Below are 20280 nucleotides of genomic sequence, written 5' to 3'. Positions count from 1 at the left end.
GAGGATATCATGAATTTAAAACCTATTGGTGATAGATTAGTATTAAAAAAACAAGAAAAAGAAGAAGAAAAAACATTCTCTGGAATAGTTCTCCCATCTTCAGCTAAAGAAGCTCCTGTTTATGCAGAAGTTTTAGCTATTGGATCTGAAGTAGAAGAAGATGAAAAAATGAAAGGCAACATTAAAGTTGGAGATAAAGTTATATACTCAAAATACGCTGGAACAGAAATAAAACTAGAAGACACAGAATATATATTAGTTAAATATGAAGATATTCTAGCAGTTGTAGAATAGGAGGATAAATTTTATGGCAAAACAAATCAAATTTTCAGATGATGCTCGTAAAAGCATGGTAGAAGGTATTAATAAATTATCAGATACAGTTAAAGTTACATTGGGACCAAAAGGTCGTAATGTAGTTTTGGATAAAGAATACGGCGCACCATTGATTACAAATGACGGTGTTTCAATTGCAAGGGAGATTGAACTTGAAGATGAATACGAAAACATGGGTGCACAATTAGTAAAAGAAGTTGCTACTAAAACTAATGATGTTGCAGGTGATGGTACTACTACTGCTACACTTTTAGCACAAGCAATTATTAGAGAAGGTTTGAAAAACTTAGCAGCTGGTGCTAATCCAATTGTTTTACAAAAGGGTATCAGAAAAGCTGTTGAAAAATCTGTGGAAGCTATTAAATCTAGAAGTCACAGTGTTACAACAAAAGAAGAAATAGCAAATGTTGGTAGCGTATCAGCTGCAGATGAAACTATTGGTAAACTAATTGCAGAAGCTATGGAAAAAGTTGGAAACAATGGTGTAATTACTGTTGAAGAATCAAAATCTATGGGAACTACTTTAAATGTTGTAGAAGGTATGGAATTCGACAGAGGATATGTATCTCCTTATATGGTTTCTGATTCAGATAAAATGGTAGCAGCAATGGAAGATCCATTTATTTTAGTTACTGACAGAAAAATTACAAATATCCAAGATATATTACCATTATTAGAACAAGTTGTTCAACAAGGTAAGCCATTATTTATAATTGCAGAAGATGTTGAAGGTGAGGCATTAGCAACTTTAGTTTTAAATAAAATCAGAGGAACATTCAACTGTGTAGCTGTTAAGGCACCAGGATTTGGGGACAGAAGAAAAGAAATGCTTGAAGATATTTGCATTTTAACTGGAGCTCAATTAATCACAGAAGAATTGGGAATCGAATTGAAAGATGCATCTTTTGATATGCTAGGAAGAGCAAGAAAAGTTAATGTATCAAAAGACAAGACAACTATTGTTGACGGAAATGGTGAACAATCTAAGATTGAAGAAAGAATTAACCAAATCCAAAACAGAATTCCTGAAACTGATTCTGAATATGATAGAGAAAAACTTCAAGAAAGATTAGCAAAATTATCTGGTGGAGTTGCTGTAATTGAAGTTGGAGCAGCTACAGAAACAGAATTAAAAGAAAGAAAATTGAGAATAGAAGATGCACTTGCAGCAACAAGAGCAGCAGTTGAAGAAGGAATTGTTGCTGGTGGTGGAACAGTTCTATTGGATGTTCTTGAAGAAGTTGAAAAACTTGTCGATGAAGTTGAAGGCGATGAAAAAACAGGAGTTAAGATAATTCTAAAAGCGTTAGAAGAACCTGTAAAACAAATCGCAATTAATGCTGGAATCGACGGATCAGTTATAGTTGAAAATGTTAAAAACAAAGACAAAGGAATTGGATTTGATGCATACAAAGGTGAATATGTAGATATGTTAAAAGCTGGTATTGTAGATCCAACAAAAGTAACATTATCTGCATTACAAAATGCAGCATCCGTTGCAAGTTTATTATTGACAACAGAAGCAGCAGTAGTTTCTATAAAAGAAGACGAACCAGCTATGCCTCAACCAGGTCCTGGCGCGTATATGTAAACAAATTAAAGGTGAGGATATATTCCTCATCTTTTTTTATGCAATGAATTAAAAATGTTAGTTGAAAATGAATATCGGGTATATATACATTAAGTTGGTGAGATAATGAATAATTACGATTTAATAAATGAAGTGCTTGGCAAAACAAGTGAAGAAATACAAAAAATGAGTCCAATCAATATATTATTGGTTGGGAAAACTGGAGTTGGTAAATCGACTTTAATTAATGGAATGTTTAGAGATAATTTGGTAGAGACAGGTGTAGGAAAGCCTGTCACTAAATATTTGCAAAAAATTACAAAGGAAAATATTCCTATTAATTTATACGACACTCAAGGACTCGAGCTTAACTCACAAAATCAAAGAGAAGTCCTTACAGAAATAACAACTTTATTAAAAGATTTAAAGCATCAAGGTGAAAAAGATAGAATTCATTTGATATATTATTGTATTAATTCAAATGGATCTAGGATAGAAGATTCTGAAATAGCTCTTATTAATTCCTTAAAACAATTTGCACCGGTAATCATAGTCCTAACACAATCATTAGGAGAAAATTCTGAACAATTAAAAGACTATATTCAGAATTTGAATTTAGATGTGGCAGATGTTATCGAAATACTTGCAAAACCATACCGAATTAATGATATGGTTATTGAAGAAAAAGGATTGAAAGAACTGATGACTAAAAGTTTTGAACTTTTAGATGAGGAAATAAAAAATTCTTTTATTAATGCCCAACATGTCGATATTGATTTAAAAGCAAAAACGGCAAGACGTTGGGCAAAAAGATATATAAAAACAGCTTTTGGAATTGGATTTGTTCCTATACCGTTCTCAGACGCATCCATTTTAGTACCTATGCAAATAGGAATGATAGCTCACATTAATTCTATATTCGGAATTTCAATGGATAAACAAAGAGTTGCTTCAATCATAGCTGCTATAGGAGGAACGGGAGGTGCTACTTTTGCGGGACGATTCATAGTAACAAATGCTTTGAAGTTTATTCCGGGAGTAGGTAGCTTAGCTGGTGGATTAATATCTGCAGCGACTGCATCTATAATGACAACGGCGTTAGCGATGAGTTATATAGAAGTTTTGAGTTATATTGCTAAAAGAGAAAAGCTAGGAATTAATATGGATTTTTCTGAAATTGAAAAATTAATGCAAAAAACTTATACAGAATATTTGAAGAATAGGAAGAAGAAAGACGATGAATGATTTAACAAAAAAAGATTTTATTGAAAAATATAAAGATGGAAATTTTGATTTTGCAGTTCAAAATACTTGTAGAGCTGTTGAATACGCAAAGCTTGAGGACTGTTTCAACGTAGCTGAAAGAAATAGAGAGCCATCTGATATAATAATTTATGAAGATGACGATATGATAGACTATTTTCACTTTGATGGGTTAAAATATCAAGATTAAAAAACACATAAGTGTGGTATAATAGTAATTACAGAGTAGGGTTGATGCGTTTAGTGTAATGGGATAGGGAGTTGCCCATTAACGAAATTATTGCGATATCAATGCCGCTTCCGCTGATAATATGAATTAGTGGGAGCATTATCTTTGAAACAGAGGATAATGCTTTTTTTGTGGAGCACTCTCGGGTGCTCTTATATTTTTTATAAATGAGAGGGATTTTAATGGATAAAGAAAAAATTGAACAAGCAGTGTCAATGATAATAGAAGCTATTGGTGAAGATCCAAACAGAGAAGGATTATTGGAAACACCTCAAAGAGTAGCTAGAATGTACGAAGAAATTTTCAGTGGATTAAATCAAAATGCGAAAGTGCATTTGTCGAAATCTTTTGAGATAGTTGATGACAATATGGTAATAGAAAAGGACATTCCTTTTTATTCAATGTGCGAACATCACTTACTACCATTTTGGGGAAAGGTTAATATTGCTTATATTCCTGATAAAAGAGTTGCTGGTTTATCAAAATTAGCTAGAACTGTTGACGTGTATTCAAAAAAACCACAATTACAAGAACGTTTAAATATTGAAATAGCTGATGCATTAATGGAATATTTAAATTGCAAAGGATGTTTAGTTACTATTGAAGCTGAGCACATGTGCATGAATATGAGAGGTGTTAAAAAACCAGGTACTTCAACAATGACTTCTGTAGCAAGAGGAGCTTTTGAAGAAGATTTGGATTTGAAAAACGAAGCTTATAGATTAATGGGATTATAATGAAAAATACTGACATTGTCCTTAATCACAATTTATTTAATGAAAAAATAAATAAAATTGAAGATGATGAGAAAACTCGTGTTTTTTGTAAACATGATTTCTCTCATCTAATGGATGTAGCTAGAATCTGCTATATTATTAATTTAGAAGAGAATCTGAATATTGATAAGGATTTAATATATGTTACAGCGCTTTTACATGATTTGGGAAGAGCTGACGAAGTGGATACTGGGATTAATCACAGTATATTATCACAAGAAATTGCTCAAGAAATTTTGAAAGATTTGGATTTTGATGATAAGTCAAAGCAACGAATAATAAGTGCAATTAAACATCATAGAACTAATAAAGAAAACGATGATAGATTTATAGAGATTTTTTATAAAGCAGATAAGCTGTCGAGGATGTGTTTCAGATGTCCTGCTAGAAGTATTTGTAATTGGCCAGAAGAAAAGAAAAATAAAACGGTTATTTATTGAAAGGATACAAAATGTTAATTAGAAACAAAGAATTTGATTTTAAAAACGATGCATATATAATGGGGATTTTGAATGTCACACCAGATTCTTTTTCAGATGGTGGGAAATGGAATGATGTTGATAGAGCTGTTAAACACGTTGAAGATATGATAAAGGAAGGAGCTAGTATCATTGATATTGGGGCTGAATCAACAAGACCAGGCTTTACTCCTTTGTCATCTGAACAAGAACTTGAAAGAGTTATTCCTATTATTAGAAAAATAAGAGAAAACTTTGATATTCCAATTTCTTTAGACACTTACAAAGCTAATACTTTGAGAGAGGTTGTGAAAGAAGGAGCAGATATTTTAAACGATGTTTGGGGATTAAAATCAGATCCAGAAATGGCACAAACTGCTAAGGAATTAGATATACCAGTAATATTAATGCATAATAAAGACAACAATCATTATAATGACTTAATGAAGGATTTAAACAGAGAAACATTAGAATCAGTTGAATTAGCAAAAAAAGCTGGAATAAAAGAAGAATTAATTATATTGGATCCTGGAGTTGGATTTGCACTAGATTATGAAAAAGATTTAACAGTTGTAAATAGAATCAGAGAATTTGTCGATTTGGGATATCCTGTATTATTGGGAACAAGTAGAAAGAGATTTATCGGGAAAGCTATGGGAATAGATAAAGCAATTGACAGAGATTTTGGTACAGCTATAACTACAGCTATTGGTGTAATGAATGGATGTTCAATTTTCAGAGTTCACAATGTAAAAGAAAGTTATGATGCTATGAGAATGACTTTGGCTATAAAAAGAGAAGGAAAATAATGGACTACCTTTTAGTAAAAGATTTAGAAATATACGCTAACCATGGAGTATTTCAATCTGAAAAAGAATTGGGACAAAAATTTTTGGTTACTTTGAAGATGGGATACAATATGAAAAAAGGTGCAACCTCTAACAATTTAGAAGATTCAATTCACTATGGAGTTTTGAGCAAAGAAGTATATGATTATTTTCGTTCAGAGTCAATAGACTTAATAGAAACAGTAGCTTATAAATTAGTTGAGTTCATATTTGAAAAATACAAAATTGTACAAGAGCTTAATGTAGAAATTAAAAAACCATGGGCTCCAATTAATCTGCCACTTGATACCGTTAAAGTAACAATTAACAGAAAAAAAAGAAGATATTTTTTGGGAATAGGATCCAACATTGGAGATAAACAAGAATATGTTAATTCTGCTATTGATAGATTGAAAAACACAAATAGTATTGAATTAAAAAACGTGTCTGAAATGTACACTACAAAAGCTTGGGGGAAAACTGATCAGGAAGATTTTCTCAATTGTGCCGTTGAAATAGAATCATACGAAGAGCCTGAAGATTTGCTGAAAATAACTCAACAAATTGAGTTAGATCTTGGTAGAGAAAGACACGAAAAATGGGGACCTAGAACTATAGATATTGACATCTTATTTTGTGATAACGAAATAATATATACTGATGATTTGAAAGTTCCTCATCCTTATGTTCAAGATAGAAAGTTCGTATTGCAACCATTAAATGATTTTGCACAATTTTTTGTGCATCCTGTCTTAAATAAAACACTCGAACAATTGCTAAATGAATTAGAAAACAAATAGAAAATTTTTTAAAAACAACGATTTTTAAGTCGTTGTTTTTTATTTAAAAATACAATAAATGAAAACTTGAAATTATCACTTAAATAATAAGATAAAAAGGTGATGAGTAAGTTACAATTAAAATTTTTCTTTGAATTTTAATAGACTTTATATTATTATAATATCATAGTAAATTTTTGATTTAGGGGGAAATATGATTTTATTTATAATCGGTATATTAATTTTATTTGTCGGCGGTTATTTTTATGGAAAATACTGCGAAAAAGTATTCCAACCAGACGATAGAATAACACCTGCAACATCACTGGCTGATGGTGTAGACTTTGTCGAAATGAAAAAATGGAAGAATCAACTCATTGAACTTCTAAATATCGCGGGAACTGGCCCAATTTTAGGACCTATTCAAGGTATTTTATTTGGGCCTATAGCATTTCTAACTATTCCAATTGGATGTGTTTTAGCTGGGGCAACTCATGATTATTTCATAGGAATGATGTCTATGAGAAATGAAGGGGCTCAAGTTCCAAAAATGATAAAAAAGTATATGGGGAAAACTACTAATAAAGTTTATAATATTATTATTTGGATATTAATGCTTTTAGTTGGTGTAGTATTTATTTATACGCCGGGAGATTTAATTGTTAATGACATTTTACATATGGATGTCAACGGCGGAATAATTTGGATTGTATATGGAATTATTTTAATTTATTATCTATTGGCTACACTTTTTCCGATTGATAAGATAATAGGAAGAGTTTATCCTGTTTTTGGTGCTATTTTAATAGTCAGTGCTATTGGTGTATTAGGTGGAGTTTTCTTAGATGGGGGGGCTAATTTACACAATATTACTGAAGGGGTTTTATTAAGTAAGCATCCTTTGGGCCAAAGCTTTATTCCTGTATTTTTCATCACGGTTGCTTGTGGAATTCTTTCAGGATTTCATGGATCACAAATTACACTTATTTCTAGAACTGTAAAAAATGAGCATGAAGGAAGATCAACATTCTACAATATGATGATTGCAGAAGGACTTATTGCTATGTGTTGGGCATCTGGTGCTATGGTGCTTTTCAATAGAGGTACAGCATTGGATACTAATGCTACTTTGATGGTTGGTATAATTTCTAAAACTTTTATGGGCAAAATTGGTGGCTTGTTCGCTATTATTGGAGTAATTGTATTACCAATTACAAGTGGAGATACTGCATTTAGATCGCTTCGTTTAATGATAGGTGAACAATTCAATATAAGTCAAAAATCTGTTAAAAATAGAATTTTGTTAAGCTTACTAATTTATGTTTTTGCTATCGCGATTCTTTATTTTGCCAAGACAAATGGAAATGGATTTAACTTATTATGGAGATACTTCGGTTTTACTAATCAATTGGTAGCTGTATTTGCTTTAATGTTGATTACAGTATATTTATATATCAATAAGAAAAATTACTTTATAACAATGATACCAGGAATGTTTTATGCATTTATAGTTTCAAGTTATATTGCACATGCCGATTTAGGATTTTCACTTGATAAAAGATTAGGAATGGATGGATACTTAGCAAGTTATATTGTAGGTTTCATATTCGTAGTTTTATTTACAGTATTTGTTATTAAAAAAGGTAAAATTGGGCAAACTAAATCTGAATTAATGGGATAATTAAAAAAATCAAGCAGCTAAGTCTGCTTGATTTTTTGCTATTCAAATTAATTGCGGAATTATTGAAATTAAAATATTTTTTTGATATAATTATATTAATAACAATGAATGGAGTGATAATATGGCAAGGGCAAGAGTATCATTAGCTGTTGTTAAGAGACTTCCAAAATATTACAGATATTTAGGAATGATCGAGCAAAAGGGAATAATAAGAGTATCAAGTCAAGAATTGAGCAGCATTACAGGTTTAACTGCTTCTCAAATTAGACAAGATTTAAATCATTTCGGTGGTTTTGGTCAACAAGGATACGGATACAATGTCGAAGAATTGAAATCAGAAATTGAAAAAATTATGGGAATAAACAAATCTTATAAGGCAATCATTTTAGGTTGTGGAAATATTGGAAAAGCCATTATGAATTATAAAGGATTTAAATCTTCAGGTTTTAATATTGTTGATGTATTTGACCATGGTAAAAAAGTAGGTACAAAAATTTCAGATTATGAAATCAAAGATATCGATAAAATTGAAGAGTATCTAAAAGAAAAGAAACCAGAAATAGCTGTTATTGCCCTACCAACAGATGTAGCTCAAGATGTTTGTGATAAGCTAGTTGATGGTGGCATAAAAGGTATTTGGAATTTTGCTTCATTGGATTTGAAATTACCAAAGAATGTTGTATTAGAAAATGTACATCTTGATGAAAGTTTGTACACATTAACATATTACATGAATAATTTGGCAGATTATCCAGGAACTAAAAATTAATTATATCCGGCGTTTTATAACGCCGTTTTTTATTGTAACTAATGTTACAAATTTTTTTGCGTTTTTATATTATAATTGTTTTATAAAAGGAGTGATAATATGGATAGTATTTTAGTTTTAGAAAAAGAACATGAAAATATAAGTAAAATAATAGATTTAATGAAAGAAAAGTCAATTGAATTTATCAATAACAAAAATATAAATGTTGAATTTGTAGAATTATTGATCTATATTTTGAAAGAATACGCAGATAAATTTCACCACAGAAAAGAAGAAGAGATTTTGTTTAAGAAGATGCAAGAAGATTTGGGTAGAATTGGTGAAGTTATGGTTTTAAATGGTATGTTAGTTGAACACGAAATAGCAAGAGGAATTATTTTTGATTTGGGTCAAAGTATAAAAGAATATGAAAAAGACAGATCAGATGATAATTTTGTTGAAGTAATCGGAAATCTAATGGGATACAGAAGACATTTACAAAAACACATTGAAAAAGAAAATACAGTGGTGTATCCATATGGAAAAAAGAATTTATCGGATGAGAGATTAAAAGAAGTTGAAGATGAAACTATAAAATTTTTAGAAGAAAATAAAGAAGTTCACAATATTTTGATGGAGAAAATTGAAAAATTATTTAATATGTAATGTAAGAGAGGAATTAGTAATTAATTCCTTTTTTTATTTGCATATAATGTAATAATATTGTAACAAATACACACCTTTCATTTATGCTATAATTTTATGTGGAAGGTGTTTTATGAAAATATTAATAACTACAGATACATACAGACCGACAATAAATGGAGTTGTAACATCGATTGAATCTTTAAAAAAAGCTTTAGATAGATTGGGACATGATGTTAGGATTTTAACTTTTTCAGATAGTTTTAATTCAAAACAAGAAGACGACATTTATTATATGGGTTCTTTAGGAGCTGGGAAATTCTACCCAGACGCGAGAATGAATAAGTTATTTTATAATAGATTTTATGAAGATATAATGGATTGGAAGCCAGATATAGTTCATTCACAAACAGAATTCACTATGTTTATCCAAGCAAAAAAAATTGCAAAGGATTTGGATATTCCTCTGTTGCATACGTACCACACTGTTTATGAAGATTACACGCATTATTTTTCTTTGAATAAAAAGATTGGTAAGGAACTTGCAAAGCAATTTTCAAAACAAATTATAAAAATGACTGACGGTGTAGTAGTTCCAACTAATAAAATATATAATTTGCTAAAAGATTACAATATACAGGAAGATATATATGTAGCACCAACTGGAATTAATGTTCAAAAGTTATCTGAATGTGACGATTTTGATATACGAAGTGGCTATAAAATTCCTGAAGATAAGCATATAGTATTATTTCTTGGAAGAATTGGTAAGGAAAAAAATATCACTGAAATTCTTCAGTATCTTGAAAACATAGATAGGGATGATATTGTGTTCATTATTGCAGGTGCAGGACCATTTCTTTCAGAATTAAAAGATATTTGCTCAAACTCAAAAATAAGAGATAGATTGATATTTACAGGAATGATTGATTCTTCAAAAGTAGGAAACTTCTACTCACAAGCAGATGTATTCGTATCAGCTTCGACATCTGAAACTCAAGGACTGACATTTATTGAATCAATGGCATGTTCAACACCAATTATTTGTAGACGTGATGATTGCTTAGATGGGGTGTTGATTGATGGTAAAACAGGATTTGGTTACGATACTGAAGAAGAATTTATCGAATATATAAATCAAATTTTGGACAATGAAAAACTTAGAGATGAAATGGGTAAAAATTGCAAACAATTAGTAGACGAAAATTATACAGAAGATTCATTTGCAAAAAAAATTGAACATATATATACAAAGGTAATTGAAAATCATGCAAAATCTGTTCAATAAGATACTAGAGGCTGATAATAGAAAATTTCAGATTAGTATCCATGTGCTAAATGCAATAGGAATATTAGTAAGTATTTGCATTATGATTTACGCATGGGAAACAGGAATACTTAAAGATATTGATAAGTTTCAGGATTTCATGAATCAGTTTGGCAAATCAGCTGCTCTGATATTCATTTTATTTCAGATTATGCAAGTAATTATCCCGATAATCCCCGGTGGAATTACTTGCCTCGGTGGAGTAATTTTATTTGGATCTTGGATGGGATTTGTATACAACTATGTAAGTATTTGTATAGGTTCAATAATTGTGTTTTTTATTGGAAGAAAATACGGTACTCCATTGATAGTTGCGATTTTTGGAGAAAAGGCATATAACAAATACATCAAAATTCTTACCAAAAAGAATAGGTTTGACAATGTATTTGCAGCTTTGATATTTTTCCCGATTGCACCGGACGATATGTTATGCTACATTGCGGGAACAACAAAAATGAAATTCAAAAAATATTTCTGGATAATTATATTAGGAAAGCCTATGTCGATAGCGCTATATTCGTTGGGATTGGAAGTATTATTTAAGAAACTGATATTAAGGATTTAGTAATAGATGAAAATTTTGATATATAAAGGTGATTATGATTTAGTAAAGCAAAGCGGTGTTGGTCAAGCAATTGAACACCAGGAAAAAGCTTTGAAACTAAATAATATTGCCTACACAACAGACGAAAATGATGATTATGATATTGTTCATATAAATACTATAATGCCAAAATCAAAAAGTTTCGGTCGAAAAGCAAAAAAGCAAGGCAAGAAAGTTATTTATTATGGACATTCCACTATGGAGGATTTTAGAAATTCTTTTCGTGGAGCAAATTTATTAAGTGGACTTTTTAAAAAATGGATTATTAGTTGCTATAACCTAGGAGATATAATTATAACTCCATCAGATTATTCGAAAAACATACTCGAAGGATATGGGATTAATAAGAAAATTTACAGCCTATCGAATGGAATAGATCTTGATAAATTTAAGGGTGATAAAAATAGCAGAAAAAGATTCAGAGCGAAATATAATTTGAAAGATGATGATAAAGTTATAATTTCAGTGGGTCATTTGATGAAGAGAAAAGGACTAGATGATTTTATAGAAGTTGCTCGAAAGCTTCCACAATACAAATTTATCTGGTTTGGGCACACTAATCCAAAACTATTGACTTCTCACATAAAAAAATCCATAAAAAATAAACCAGATAATGTAATAATGGCAGGATATGTCGATCAAAAAGAACTGGTAGATTGCTATCACGGAAGTGATTTGTTTCTATTTATGACCAGAGAAGAGACTGAAGGAATTGTACTGTTAGAGGCTTTTGCTTCTAAAATAAAAGTTTTGGTAAGAGACATTAAGATTTACGAAGATATGTTTACTGATGGTAAAGAAGTTATCAAAGCAAAAACCAATGATGAGTTTAAAAATAAAATTATTAATATAATAAATGGCAAATATTCTACTGTTGAAGAAGCGTATAGATATGTTAAAGAACGAAGTGTTCAGAGAATCGGAGAAAAACTGAAAAATATATATTTAAAACTAGACAAAGCTTAATGTTTAATGATATCTTAATCTCATAAAAATATATTATTAATAAATATTTTGTTTAATATTTACATTTATTTACAAAAGACTTTTTTAGAGGTATAATTATATATATAAAACACAAGGTGGTGAGGTTATGCAAATTACAGATGTTAGAGTTAAAATATTAAATATTGATAACAGATTAAAAGCTATCGCTTCTGTTACTTTTGATGATGAAATAGTAATTCATGACATCAAAGTTATTGAAGGCGAAGATGGTTTATTCTTGGCTATGCCTAGTAGAAAAATCGGTAATGATAAATATCGTGACATAGCTCATCCAATTAGTTCTCCAGCGAGAGAAAAAATTGAAGTAGCAGTTATCAATAAATACAACGAAGAATTTGAAAAGCAATCTTCTGATGAAACTGAGCCAGTGACTGAAGAAAATATAGAAACTGCAGAAAATGAATAGTACAAAAAGCATCTATCAAGGTGCTTTTTTTAGTGCGGTAAAAGGAGATTAAAAAATATTTTACATATTTCGTATGTTTGATATAATAATAAAATATGGTTAATTTTGAATAAAGGAGAATTTTATGGAATTACAAGTACCGAAAGGATACAAGTCCTCTTTGGATTTATTAGAAACACAAAAAGCAATTAAAATTATCAAAGATTTTTTTCAATATAGGTTGTCAGAAACTTTAAATTTGACTAGAGTTTCCGCACCGTTATTTGTTAGAGCTAATACCGGAATTAACGATAACTTAAATGGTATCGAAAAACCTGTAGGTTTTGAATTCTTGGAAGATGGTTCGATGAGTAGGTTGGAAATTGTCCAATCACTTGCAAAATGGAAGAGAATTGCATTGAAAAATTATGAGATACCAGTAGGTGAAGGAATTTATACAGATATGAATGCCATCAGACCTTCAGAAATTTGTGACAACACGCATTCATTGTATGTGGATCAATGGGATTGGGAAAAAGTAATTTCAAAAGAAGACAGAAACGTTGAATTTTTAAAGGATACTGTAAGAAATATATATCAATGTTTTTTGGACACACAAACAATGTTGGTTAATTCTTATGATGATTATGAAAAAATACTTAGAGATGAAATTACTTTTGTAACTACTGATGAATTAGAAGAAATGTATCCAGATAATACTCCAGATGAAAGAGAAAATTTGATTACAAAAAAATATGGATCAGTGTTTTTGATTGGAATTGGTGATGCATTAAAATCAGGAAAATCTCATTCCGACAGATCTCCAGATTATGATGACTGGAGTTTAAATGGAGATATTTTAGTTTATAATCCTGTTTTAGACAATTGCCTTGAATTAAGCTCTATGGGAATTAGAGTAGATAAAGATAGATTGATATATCAATTAGACAAAAAACAAAATAATGATAGAAAAAACTTGGAATATCATCAAATGCTACTTAATGATTTACTTCCTCAATCTATAGGTGGAGGTATTGGTCAATCTAGAATTTGTATGTTCTTCTTACAAAAAGCTCATATCGGAGAAGTTCAATCATCGATTTGGCCTAAAAATATGCTAGAAGAATGTGATAAATTGGGAATTAAATTATTATAATCGTATTTTACAAAAGAGTTATTTATTTGAATAAATAAGTAACTCTTTTTTTGTAAAATGTTCAATAATTTGTTTTACTTTTAAATTCTTTTGTAGTATGATTTGTTTATGAAACATTTAAAAAAATATTTAGAAGACAATCCGCCATTGGTGTTGATTCTAAGTTTCCTTTTTTTGATTATAGTAGGATCATTATTATTGTCATTGCCTATAAGTCAAAATGCAACAAAAGTTCCATACATTGATTGTCTGTTTACAGCAACATCTGCCGTATGTGTAACTGGTCTTGTTACAGTTGCAACATATAGTACATGGAGCGTTTTGGGGAAATTAATTATTATCATTTTAATCCAAATGGGCGGACTAGGTTTTATGACATTTGCAACCTTAATTGCACTTGTCATGGGAAGAAGAATTACTTTAAAAGATAGATTAATTATTAAAGAACAAACAAATAGTATTGATATGCAGGGAATGGTAAAACTAATTAGATATATACTGATATCTACTTTTTCTATCGAAACAATTGGTGCTTTTTTACTGATGACGAAATTTATACCAATGTATGGTTTCAAAGGAATTTTTTATAGTTTCTTCCATTCAATTTCAGCTTTTTGTAATGCAGGATTTGATATCCTGGGACCAAATTCTTTAATTGATATAAATACTAACTTTTTTATTTTGTTAGTAATTGGACTTTTAATAGTAATAGGTGGTATTGGTTTTAATGTAATACTTGATGTGTTGCATAATGGTTTTGATTTTAAGAAATATTCATTACATTCAAAAATTGTACTTACAACAACTGTATTGATGTTATCTATAACATCAGTTTTAATTTTAGCAATGGAATTTTTGAATCCAGAAACAATCGGTAATTTAAGCTTGGCAGACAAGATATCTAATTCGGTTTTTCAAGCTGTGACTTTAAGGACAGCTGGTTTTGCATCAATTGATCAATCAAAATTATTGGACAGTTCAAGTGTATTATCTATTTTGAATATGTTTATTGGTGGATCTCCAGCAGGTACTGCAGGAGGTATTAAAACGACAACATTTGCACTGTTAATTATTGTTGCATTGAGCGAAATCAAAGGTCAAGAAGATGTAGAAGTATTCAACCGTAGAATTAGATTCTCACAAGTAAAAAAAGCTTTAGCTATAATTACTTTATCAATGGTTTGGGTAATTTTTGTTACATTTGCAATTTTAGTTATAGATAAAGCAAAATATTTAGATGTAGTTTATGAAGTAGTAAGCGCATTTGGTACAGTTGGTTTAACAAGAAGTTTAACACCAACTTTAAATATTATCTCAAAGATTTTGATAATTTCCACGATGTATATAGGTAGAGTGGGATCATTAACTATTCTATTTGCGTTGTCTAATACAAAGAACAAGAAAGCTTACAAAGAAGCTCATGAAAATATTATAATAGGTTAGGTTTTAATTATGAAACAATTTGTAGTAGTTGGCTGTGGTAGATTTGGTAGAGCATGTGCTATTGAATTATCCAATACAGGCCACGAAGTATTATTAATAGATAATAATGAAGATACTGTAGATGAAATGAGTCGTATTGTTACTCATGCGGTGTATATTGAACATTTGACAGAAAACTCATTGAGTTCAGTTGGTGTTGGGAATTTCGATGTGGCAATAGTTGCAATATCTTCGAATTTTGAAGCATCGATTCTATCTACTGTAGTTTGTAAAAAATTAGGTGTTAAGAAGGTAATCACAAAGGCTAAGGATACTCTTCACGGCAATATTTTGCTCAAAGTAGGGGCAGATAGGGCAATCATTCCAGAAAATGATTCAGCAGTAAGACTTGCTAAGAGTTTGATAAGTGATCAAATTTTTGACTATATTGAATTTACAGATGATTATTCAATTGCAGAGATTACTCCAAAAAAAGAATGGATAGGAAAGAACTTCATAGATATCGGAATTAGAAGCAAATACGGTATTAACGTTGTTGCCGTTAAGAATAATGGAGAAATGAATATTAACCCTTCACCGGAATATACAGTAAAGTTTGAAGATTACTTGATAGTAATTGGATCAAATAAAGATTTGGAGAAAATTACTGAAATAGGTGATAAAGATGATAACCTCTACTTCAAATAAAATATACAAGCACGTAAAATCACTTTATAAGAAGAAATATAGATATAAAACTAACGAGTTTGTAATAGAAGGTTACAAGCTTTATGAAGAAGCGATTAAATCAAATTTAAATATCAAACAAATAATACTCAGAGAAGGGGAAGATTTGATTGATGGTTGTGTTTTTTTTGATTCAAAAACTTTCAATAGTCTCAGCGAAATGAATAATCCAGAAGGTATAATTTGTGTAGTTGATTTTATTGAAAAAAAAGATAATAATACAGATAAAATACTTTTTTTGGAATGCATTAACGATCCAGGAAATTTGGGAACAATAATACGAAGTGCTGAAGCTTTTGGTTATAATAAAATTATTTTATCTGACAATAGTTGCGATATTTATAATTTGAAAACTATTAGAAGTGCTATGGGCAGCTTATTTAGAATGAATATTTCTTATGAAAGTATAGATGTTCTACAAAATTATAAATCAAATGGATTTAAAATTTACGAGACATCATTGGAGAAGAATTCTAAAAGTATTCTAGAAATTAAAGACAAAGAAAAACATGTTCTAATAATTGGAAATGAAGCAAATGGAATTAGTGATGAAATTAAAAAATACGCTGATGAATTTTTGATAATTCCTATGGATAATGTTACAGAATCATTAAATGCTTCAATAGCTGCAAGTTTGAGTATGTTTTACCTATCAAAATTGACAAATTAGTAGTTATATTATACAATAATTAAAAATGTTGAAGAAGAAAATACAAAACTAGATACACAGAGAGATATGGTTTGGTGTGACATATTTATCGAATTTTGTTGGTTCGCTTTGAAGTTGCTAATATAGCCGTATAGAGTGCGTTAAACTTACGAGTGATGTTATCATAAATTGGGTGGTACCGCGGAAATACAATCTTTCGTCCCATACGGGATGAGGGATTTTTTTATTGTTTAAGGAGAAAATAATGAAAGAAGAAATTTTAAAAATTAAAGAAGAAACTGTTGGTTTAATCGACAATGCCAGTGATTTAAAATCTTTAGAAGATATTAGAGTAAAAGTTCTTGGCAAAAAAGGTGATTTGACACTTGTTCTAAGAAATATGGGTAAACTTTCTAAGGAAGAAAGACCGATTATGGGACAATTAGCAAATGAAGTTAGATCTGAAATAGAAGAATTGTTGTCTAATAAATTTGAACAATTAAAACAAGAACAAAAAAAGATAAAATTAAAAGAAGAAGAAATAGATGTAACTGCAAATAGAGGTGTCAGAGAAATTTCTCACAGACATCCACTTAATGAAACTATAATCCAATTGGAAAATTTATTCCAAACAATGGGATTTGATATTGTGGATGGTCCTGAGATTGATACAGTTGAAAATACATTCGATTTATTAAATTCACCAAAATATCATCCTTCAAGATCTTTATCTGATACTTTTTATTTGGATGATAAAACTGTACTTAGACCACACACATCAAGCGTACAAATCAGAACTATGAAGGCTCAAAAGCCACCTATTAGAATGGTTTCAGCGGGAAGAACTTTTAGATTTGATGATGTAGATGATACACATTCACCAATGTTCCATCAAATTGAAGGATTGGTTGTAGACAAAGGTGTTACTATGGCTAACTTAATGGATACAATCAATATTTTTATCAAAAACTTGTTTGGTGAAGAAATAGAAACCAGATTTAGACCACATTATTTTCCATTTACAGAACCTTCAATGGAAGTAGATGTTACTTGCTTCGATTGTAAAGGCGAAGGATGCCCAAGTTGCAATGATACAGGTTGGAGCATGGAGCTTTTAGGATGTGGAATGGTTCATCCAAATGTTTTAAGAAATTGTGGAATAGATCCTGAAGTTTATACTGGATTTGCATTTGGTATGGGAGTTGACAGGATTACAATGGTAAAACACAAAATCGACAATATAAGATTGTTGTACGATAACGATAAGAGATTTTTGGAACAATTCTAGGAGGAAATATGTTATTACCTATTAATTGGCTAAAAGATTACGTCGATGTAGACGAATCAATAAAAACTATTACAGACAGACTTTCTGAAACAGGAAGTCACGTTGAATCGCTTATAGATAAAAGTAAATATTTAAACGACAAATTAATTGTAGCTAAAATAAAAAAAATTGATAAGCATCCAAATGCCGATAGATTATCTATAGTTACATTGGATACAGGAAATTCAGATATCGAAGTAGTTACAGGTGCAAAAAATATCAAAGAAGATATGTTTGTTTGTTATGCACAAGTAGGGGCAACTCTTCCGGGAGACATTGTTTTAAAAGAAGCTGATCTTAAAGGAATCATGAGCCCTGGAATGTTAACCAGCTTTGAAGAAATGGGATTTGAAACGTCAGTTGTAGATAAAAATTTAAAAGATGGAATTGCTGTTTTATCTGAAAACAAAATTGGTGAAACTGTTACTAATGCACTTGAAATCAATGAGCCTATAATTGAGTTTGAAATCACACCAAACAGACCGGATTGCTTATCCGTTTTAGGAATGGCAAGAGAATATGCTGCATCTTTTGGCAAAAAAATCAAATATCCTTCTATTGAAATCAAAAACTTTGATGAAGATATCAATGATTACGTAAATTCTGTTGATATTCAAACTAACAAGTGTACTCGTTATGTGGCTAGAGTTGTAAAAAATGTAAAAATAGGAGATAGTCCACAATGGCTAAAAAATAGACTTATTCAATCTGGAATTAGACCTATTAACAATATTGTTGATATTACAAATTTTGTAATGTTAGAAACTGGTCAACCAATTCACGCATATGATTTGGATAAAATCGCAGATAAGAAAATTATAGTAAAAGAATCTGGTTCACAAAAATTTACAACCTTAGACGATGTTGAACGTGAATTATCAGATGATATAATAATTTGTGATGGTGAAAACACATTAGGTATTGCTGGAATTATGGGTGGTTTTGATTCAGAAATAACATCAAATACTACTAATGTGCTCATTGAAGCTGCAAGTTTTGATAGCGATACAATTAGACTATCATCAAGAAGATTATCTTTAAGAACTGATGCTTCTACAAGATTTGAAAAGGGTGTAAGCCAACAATTATGTGATTTAGCATCATTGAGAGTTTGTAAATTAATTGAAGATATTACAAATGCAACTGTGATTAATAACTCTATAGATGTGATTACATGTGAAGAAAAATTAGAAGATGTAGAACTATTCTACAAAAAATGCAATGATTTATTAGGATCAGATATTTCAAATGAAGAAATTAAAAATATATTAAAATTATTGGAATTTAAAATTGTGTCAGAAGACGACGAAAAAATCAAAGTTAAGGTTCCGTTCCACAGACAAGACGTTTCAATTTATCAAGATTTAATTGAAGAAGTTGGAAGAATTTACACATTTGAGAAAATTGGCGCTAAACCTCTTATCGGAAAACTAAAGAGAGGTGTTAAGAGCGAAGAAAGAATTGCCATAGATAATACGAAAAAAGCTTTGTATTCTATGAATACTTTTGAAGTGTTGTCTTATTCATTCATCAGCCCAAAGTCTTATTCTAAAGCAATGGTTGAAATGGATGATGATAAATTGATCAAACTAATCAATCCACTAGGAGAAGATTTCTCTGTGATGAGATCCACAATTATACCAAATATTTTGGATATACTATCTAAGAATTATAAAAATAAAATCAAAGATATTTGCGTATATGAATTGGGAAATACTTTCCACTTGGTCGGAAACGAAAGAATCGAAACTAAAAAATTAGCTTTGGGAATGTATGGAGATTATGATTTCTACGATGTTAGATCCATGATTTTGGCATTATTTAACGAATTGGGAATTGATAATTATGAAATCGTAAAAAACAAAGATAATAAAACTTATCACAGCGGTAGATGTGCTGATATATTTGTAAATGGTGAATTGAGCGCAACATTTGGTGAAATAAGTTATGAAGTAAGAGACAATTATGACTTTGATAATAGGGTTTATGTTGGAGAAATTCATTTTACAGAATTAATTAAACATATGGATTTCAAAAAGCTTTACTCACCAATTAGTAAATATCCTTCAATTGAAAGAGATATAGCTCTTGTGGTGGATAGAGAATTGGAAAGTATTGAAATTGAAAAAGAAATTCTAAAGCACTCTAATGGTATCATTAAGGATGTTTACTTATTCGATGAATATAAAGGTGAACATGTTGATAATGATAAGAAGAGCTTAGCTTACAGAATTATATATCAATCAAAAGATGAAACATTAAAAGACAAAACTATTGAAAAAATACAAGAAGAAATATTAAATTCATTAGAACAAAAATTCAACGCAACATTGAGAAAGTAGG

21 protein-coding genes, 1 riboswitch and 1 other annotated feature are annotated in these 20280 nt (G+C 30.0%); all 21 genes read left to right on the top strand.

Going from position 1 to position 20280, the window contains the following annotated elements; translation table 11 throughout:
- Nucleotides 1–9: 9 nt before the first annotated feature.
- The 21 genes from B9N53_RS03810 (at nt 10) to pheT (ending at nt 20279) form a co-directional block, all read left to right on the top strand.
- Nucleotides 10–294 (top strand): co-chaperone GroES, encoded by a 285-nt coding sequence (locus tag B9N53_RS03810; protein ID WP_002836581.1) that lies wholly within the window; start codon nt 10–12, stop codon nt 292–294.
- A 13-nt stretch (nt 295–307) separates the two neighbouring features.
- The gene (gene groL, locus B9N53_RS03805) at nt 308–1927 is read left to right on the top strand and encodes a chaperonin GroEL (protein WP_094203752.1); all 1620 of its coding nucleotides are present in this window, start codon (nt 308–310) and stop codon (nt 1925–1927) included.
- 105 nt (nt 1928–2032) lie between these two features.
- Nucleotides 2033–3151: a YcjF family protein gene (locus B9N53_RS03800; RefSeq protein ID WP_094203751.1), complete on the top strand. Its 1119-nt coding sequence runs from the start codon at nt 2033–2035 to the stop codon at nt 3149–3151.
- The gene (locus B9N53_RS03795) at nt 3144–3359 is read left to right on the top strand and encodes a hypothetical protein (RefSeq protein WP_002836577.1); all 216 of its coding nucleotides are present in this window, start codon (nt 3144–3146) and stop codon (nt 3357–3359) included. Before B9N53_RS03800 ends, B9N53_RS03795 begins: the two co-directional genes overlap by 8 nt.
- Before the next feature lie 29 nt (nt 3360–3388).
- Nucleotides 3389–3477, top strand: a riboswitch (THF riboswitch).
- 103 nt (nt 3478–3580) lie between these two features.
- The gene (gene folE / locus B9N53_RS03790) at nt 3581–4135 is read left to right on the top strand and encodes a GTP cyclohydrolase I FolE (protein ID WP_094203750.1); all 555 of its coding nucleotides are present in this window, start codon (nt 3581–3583) and stop codon (nt 4133–4135) included.
- Nucleotides 4135–4614, top strand: a complete 480-nt coding sequence (locus B9N53_RS03785) for an HD domain-containing protein (RefSeq protein WP_094203749.1) — start codon at nt 4135–4137, stop codon at nt 4612–4614. Before folE ends, B9N53_RS03785 begins: the two co-directional genes overlap by 1 nt.
- A gap of 11 nt (nt 4615–4625) precedes the next feature.
- Nucleotides 4626–5441 (top strand): dihydropteroate synthase, encoded by an 816-nt coding sequence (gene folP / locus B9N53_RS03780; protein ID WP_094203748.1) that lies wholly within the window; start codon nt 4626–4628, stop codon nt 5439–5441.
- A complete protein-coding gene (gene folK / locus B9N53_RS03775; RefSeq protein WP_094203747.1) occupies nt 5441–6259 on the top strand; it encodes a 2-amino-4-hydroxy-6-hydroxymethyldihydropteridine diphosphokinase in 819 nt (272 codons plus the stop codon). The genes folP and folK overlap by 1 nt, the downstream gene beginning before the upstream one ends.
- 193 nt (nt 6260–6452) lie before the next feature.
- The gene (locus tag B9N53_RS03770; protein ID WP_094203746.1) at nt 6453–7919 is read left to right on the top strand and encodes a carbon starvation protein A; all 1467 of its coding nucleotides are present in this window, start codon (nt 6453–6455) and stop codon (nt 7917–7919) included.
- A 121-nt stretch (nt 7920–8040) separates the two neighbouring features.
- Nucleotides 8041–8688 carry a redox-sensing transcriptional repressor Rex gene (locus tag B9N53_RS03765; RefSeq protein ID WP_002836571.1) on the top strand — a complete coding sequence of 216 codons (648 nt, stop codon included), beginning with the start codon at nt 8041–8043 and terminating at the stop codon, nt 8686–8688.
- A gap of 99 nt (nt 8689–8787) precedes the next feature.
- Nucleotides 8788–9333, top strand: a complete 546-nt coding sequence (locus B9N53_RS03760; protein ID WP_094203745.1) for a hemerythrin domain-containing protein — start codon at nt 8788–8790, stop codon at nt 9331–9333.
- A 112-nt stretch (nt 9334–9445) separates the two neighbouring features.
- On the top strand, nt 9446–10600 hold the full coding sequence (locus B9N53_RS03755) for a glycosyltransferase family 4 protein (RefSeq protein WP_094203744.1): 1155 nt from the start codon (nt 9446–9448) through the stop codon (nt 10598–10600).
- 82 nt (nt 10601–10682) lie between these two features.
- Nucleotides 10683–11204 carry a TVP38/TMEM64 family protein gene (locus tag B9N53_RS03750; RefSeq protein ID WP_242432394.1) on the top strand — a complete coding sequence of 174 codons (522 nt, stop codon included), beginning with the start codon at nt 10683–10685 and terminating at the stop codon, nt 11202–11204.
- 6 nt (nt 11205–11210) lie between these two features.
- Nucleotides 11211–12209 carry a glycosyltransferase gene (locus B9N53_RS03745; RefSeq protein WP_094203742.1) on the top strand — a complete coding sequence of 333 codons (999 nt, stop codon included), beginning with the start codon at nt 11211–11213 and terminating at the stop codon, nt 12207–12209.
- A 127-nt stretch (nt 12210–12336) separates the two neighbouring features.
- Nucleotides 12337–12657, top strand: a complete 321-nt coding sequence (gene spoVG / locus B9N53_RS03740) for a septation regulator SpoVG (protein WP_035109536.1) — start codon at nt 12337–12339, stop codon at nt 12655–12657.
- Nucleotides 12658–12781: 124 nt separating this feature from the next.
- Entirely contained in the window at nt 12782–13792 is a 1011-nt protein-coding gene (gene asnA / locus B9N53_RS03735) for an aspartate--ammonia ligase (protein WP_094203741.1), read from the top strand.
- A gap of 108 nt (nt 13793–13900) precedes the next feature.
- A complete protein-coding gene (locus B9N53_RS03730; protein WP_094203740.1) occupies nt 13901–15235 on the top strand; it encodes a TrkH family potassium uptake protein in 1335 nt (444 codons plus the stop codon).
- Nucleotides 15236–15244: 9 nt separating this feature from the next.
- Nucleotides 15245–15922 (top strand): potassium channel family protein, encoded by a 678-nt coding sequence (locus B9N53_RS03725; RefSeq protein ID WP_094203739.1) that lies wholly within the window; start codon nt 15245–15247, stop codon nt 15920–15922.
- Nucleotides 15900–16631, top strand: coding sequence for a TrmH family RNA methyltransferase (locus B9N53_RS03720; RefSeq protein WP_094203738.1), 732 nt, complete (start codon nt 15900–15902; stop codon nt 16629–16631). The genes B9N53_RS03725 and B9N53_RS03720 overlap by 23 nt, the downstream gene beginning before the upstream one ends.
- A 19-nt stretch (nt 16632–16650) precedes the next feature.
- Nucleotides 16651–16838: a binding site (T-box leader), on the top strand.
- Between the two features lie 37 nt (nt 16839–16875).
- The gene (gene pheS / locus B9N53_RS03715) at nt 16876–17898 is read left to right on the top strand and encodes a phenylalanine--tRNA ligase subunit alpha (RefSeq protein WP_002836559.1); all 1023 of its coding nucleotides are present in this window, start codon (nt 16876–16878) and stop codon (nt 17896–17898) included.
- 8 nt (nt 17899–17906) lie between these two features.
- The gene (pheT, locus tag B9N53_RS03710; RefSeq protein WP_094203737.1) at nt 17907–20279 is read left to right on the top strand and encodes a phenylalanine--tRNA ligase subunit beta; all 2373 of its coding nucleotides are present in this window, start codon (nt 17907–17909) and stop codon (nt 20277–20279) included.
- Nucleotide 20280: the final 1 nt, after the last annotated feature.

It is taken from the genome of Finegoldia magna (assembly GCF_002243175.1).
In the GTDB taxonomy this organism is placed as follows: Bacteria; Bacillota; Clostridia; order Tissierellales; family Peptoniphilaceae; genus Finegoldia; species Finegoldia magna_J.
The sequence above is the reverse complement of the archived record's forward strand: the minus strand, read 5'-3'. Positions and strand labels throughout refer to the sequence as shown.

Excerpts from the sequence above, each read along its gene's own strand:
- B9N53_RS03810 (WP_002836581.1), top strand. The coding sequence starts at position 10 with ATGAATTTAAAACCTATTGGTGATAGATTAGTATTAAAAAAACAAGAA.
- groL (WP_094203752.1), top strand. The coding sequence starts at position 308 with ATGGCAAAACAAATCAAATTTTCAGATGATGCTCGTAAAAGCATGGTA.
- B9N53_RS03800 (WP_094203751.1), top strand. The coding sequence starts at position 2,033 with ATGAATAATTACGATTTAATAAATGAAGTGCTTGGCAAAACAAGTGAA.
- B9N53_RS03795 (WP_002836577.1), top strand. The coding sequence starts at position 3,144 with ATGAATGATTTAACAAAAAAAGATTTTATTGAAAAATATAAAGATGGA.
- folE (WP_094203750.1), top strand. The coding sequence starts at position 3,581 with ATGGATAAAGAAAAAATTGAACAAGCAGTGTCAATGATAATAGAAGCT.
- B9N53_RS03785 (WP_094203749.1), top strand. The coding sequence starts at position 4,135 with ATGAAAAATACTGACATTGTCCTTAATCACAATTTATTTAATGAAAAA.
- folP (WP_094203748.1), top strand. The coding sequence starts at position 4,626 with ATGTTAATTAGAAACAAAGAATTTGATTTTAAAAACGATGCATATATA.
- folK (WP_094203747.1), top strand. The coding sequence starts at position 5,441 with ATGGACTACCTTTTAGTAAAAGATTTAGAAATATACGCTAACCATGGA.
- B9N53_RS03770 (WP_094203746.1), top strand. The coding sequence starts at position 6,453 with ATGATTTTATTTATAATCGGTATATTAATTTTATTTGTCGGCGGTTAT.
- B9N53_RS03765 (WP_002836571.1), top strand. The coding sequence starts at position 8,041 with ATGGCAAGGGCAAGAGTATCATTAGCTGTTGTTAAGAGACTTCCAAAA.
- B9N53_RS03760 (WP_094203745.1), top strand. The coding sequence starts at position 8,788 with ATGGATAGTATTTTAGTTTTAGAAAAAGAACATGAAAATATAAGTAAA.
- B9N53_RS03755 (WP_094203744.1), top strand. The coding sequence starts at position 9,446 with ATGAAAATATTAATAACTACAGATACATACAGACCGACAATAAATGGA.
- B9N53_RS03750 (WP_242432394.1), top strand. The coding sequence starts at position 10,683 with ATGATTTACGCATGGGAAACAGGAATACTTAAAGATATTGATAAGTTT.
- B9N53_RS03745 (WP_094203742.1), top strand. The coding sequence starts at position 11,211 with ATGAAAATTTTGATATATAAAGGTGATTATGATTTAGTAAAGCAAAGC.
- spoVG (WP_035109536.1), top strand. The coding sequence starts at position 12,337 with ATGCAAATTACAGATGTTAGAGTTAAAATATTAAATATTGATAACAGA.
- asnA (WP_094203741.1), top strand. The coding sequence starts at position 12,782 with ATGGAATTACAAGTACCGAAAGGATACAAGTCCTCTTTGGATTTATTA.
- B9N53_RS03730 (WP_094203740.1), top strand. The coding sequence starts at position 13,901 with ATGAAACATTTAAAAAAATATTTAGAAGACAATCCGCCATTGGTGTTG.
- B9N53_RS03725 (WP_094203739.1), top strand. The coding sequence starts at position 15,245 with ATGAAACAATTTGTAGTAGTTGGCTGTGGTAGATTTGGTAGAGCATGT.
- B9N53_RS03720 (WP_094203738.1), top strand. The coding sequence starts at position 15,900 with ATGATAACCTCTACTTCAAATAAAATATACAAGCACGTAAAATCACTT.
- pheS (WP_002836559.1), top strand. The coding sequence starts at position 16,876 with ATGAAAGAAGAAATTTTAAAAATTAAAGAAGAAACTGTTGGTTTAATC.
- pheT (WP_094203737.1), top strand. The coding sequence starts at position 17,907 with ATGTTATTACCTATTAATTGGCTAAAAGATTACGTCGATGTAGACGAA.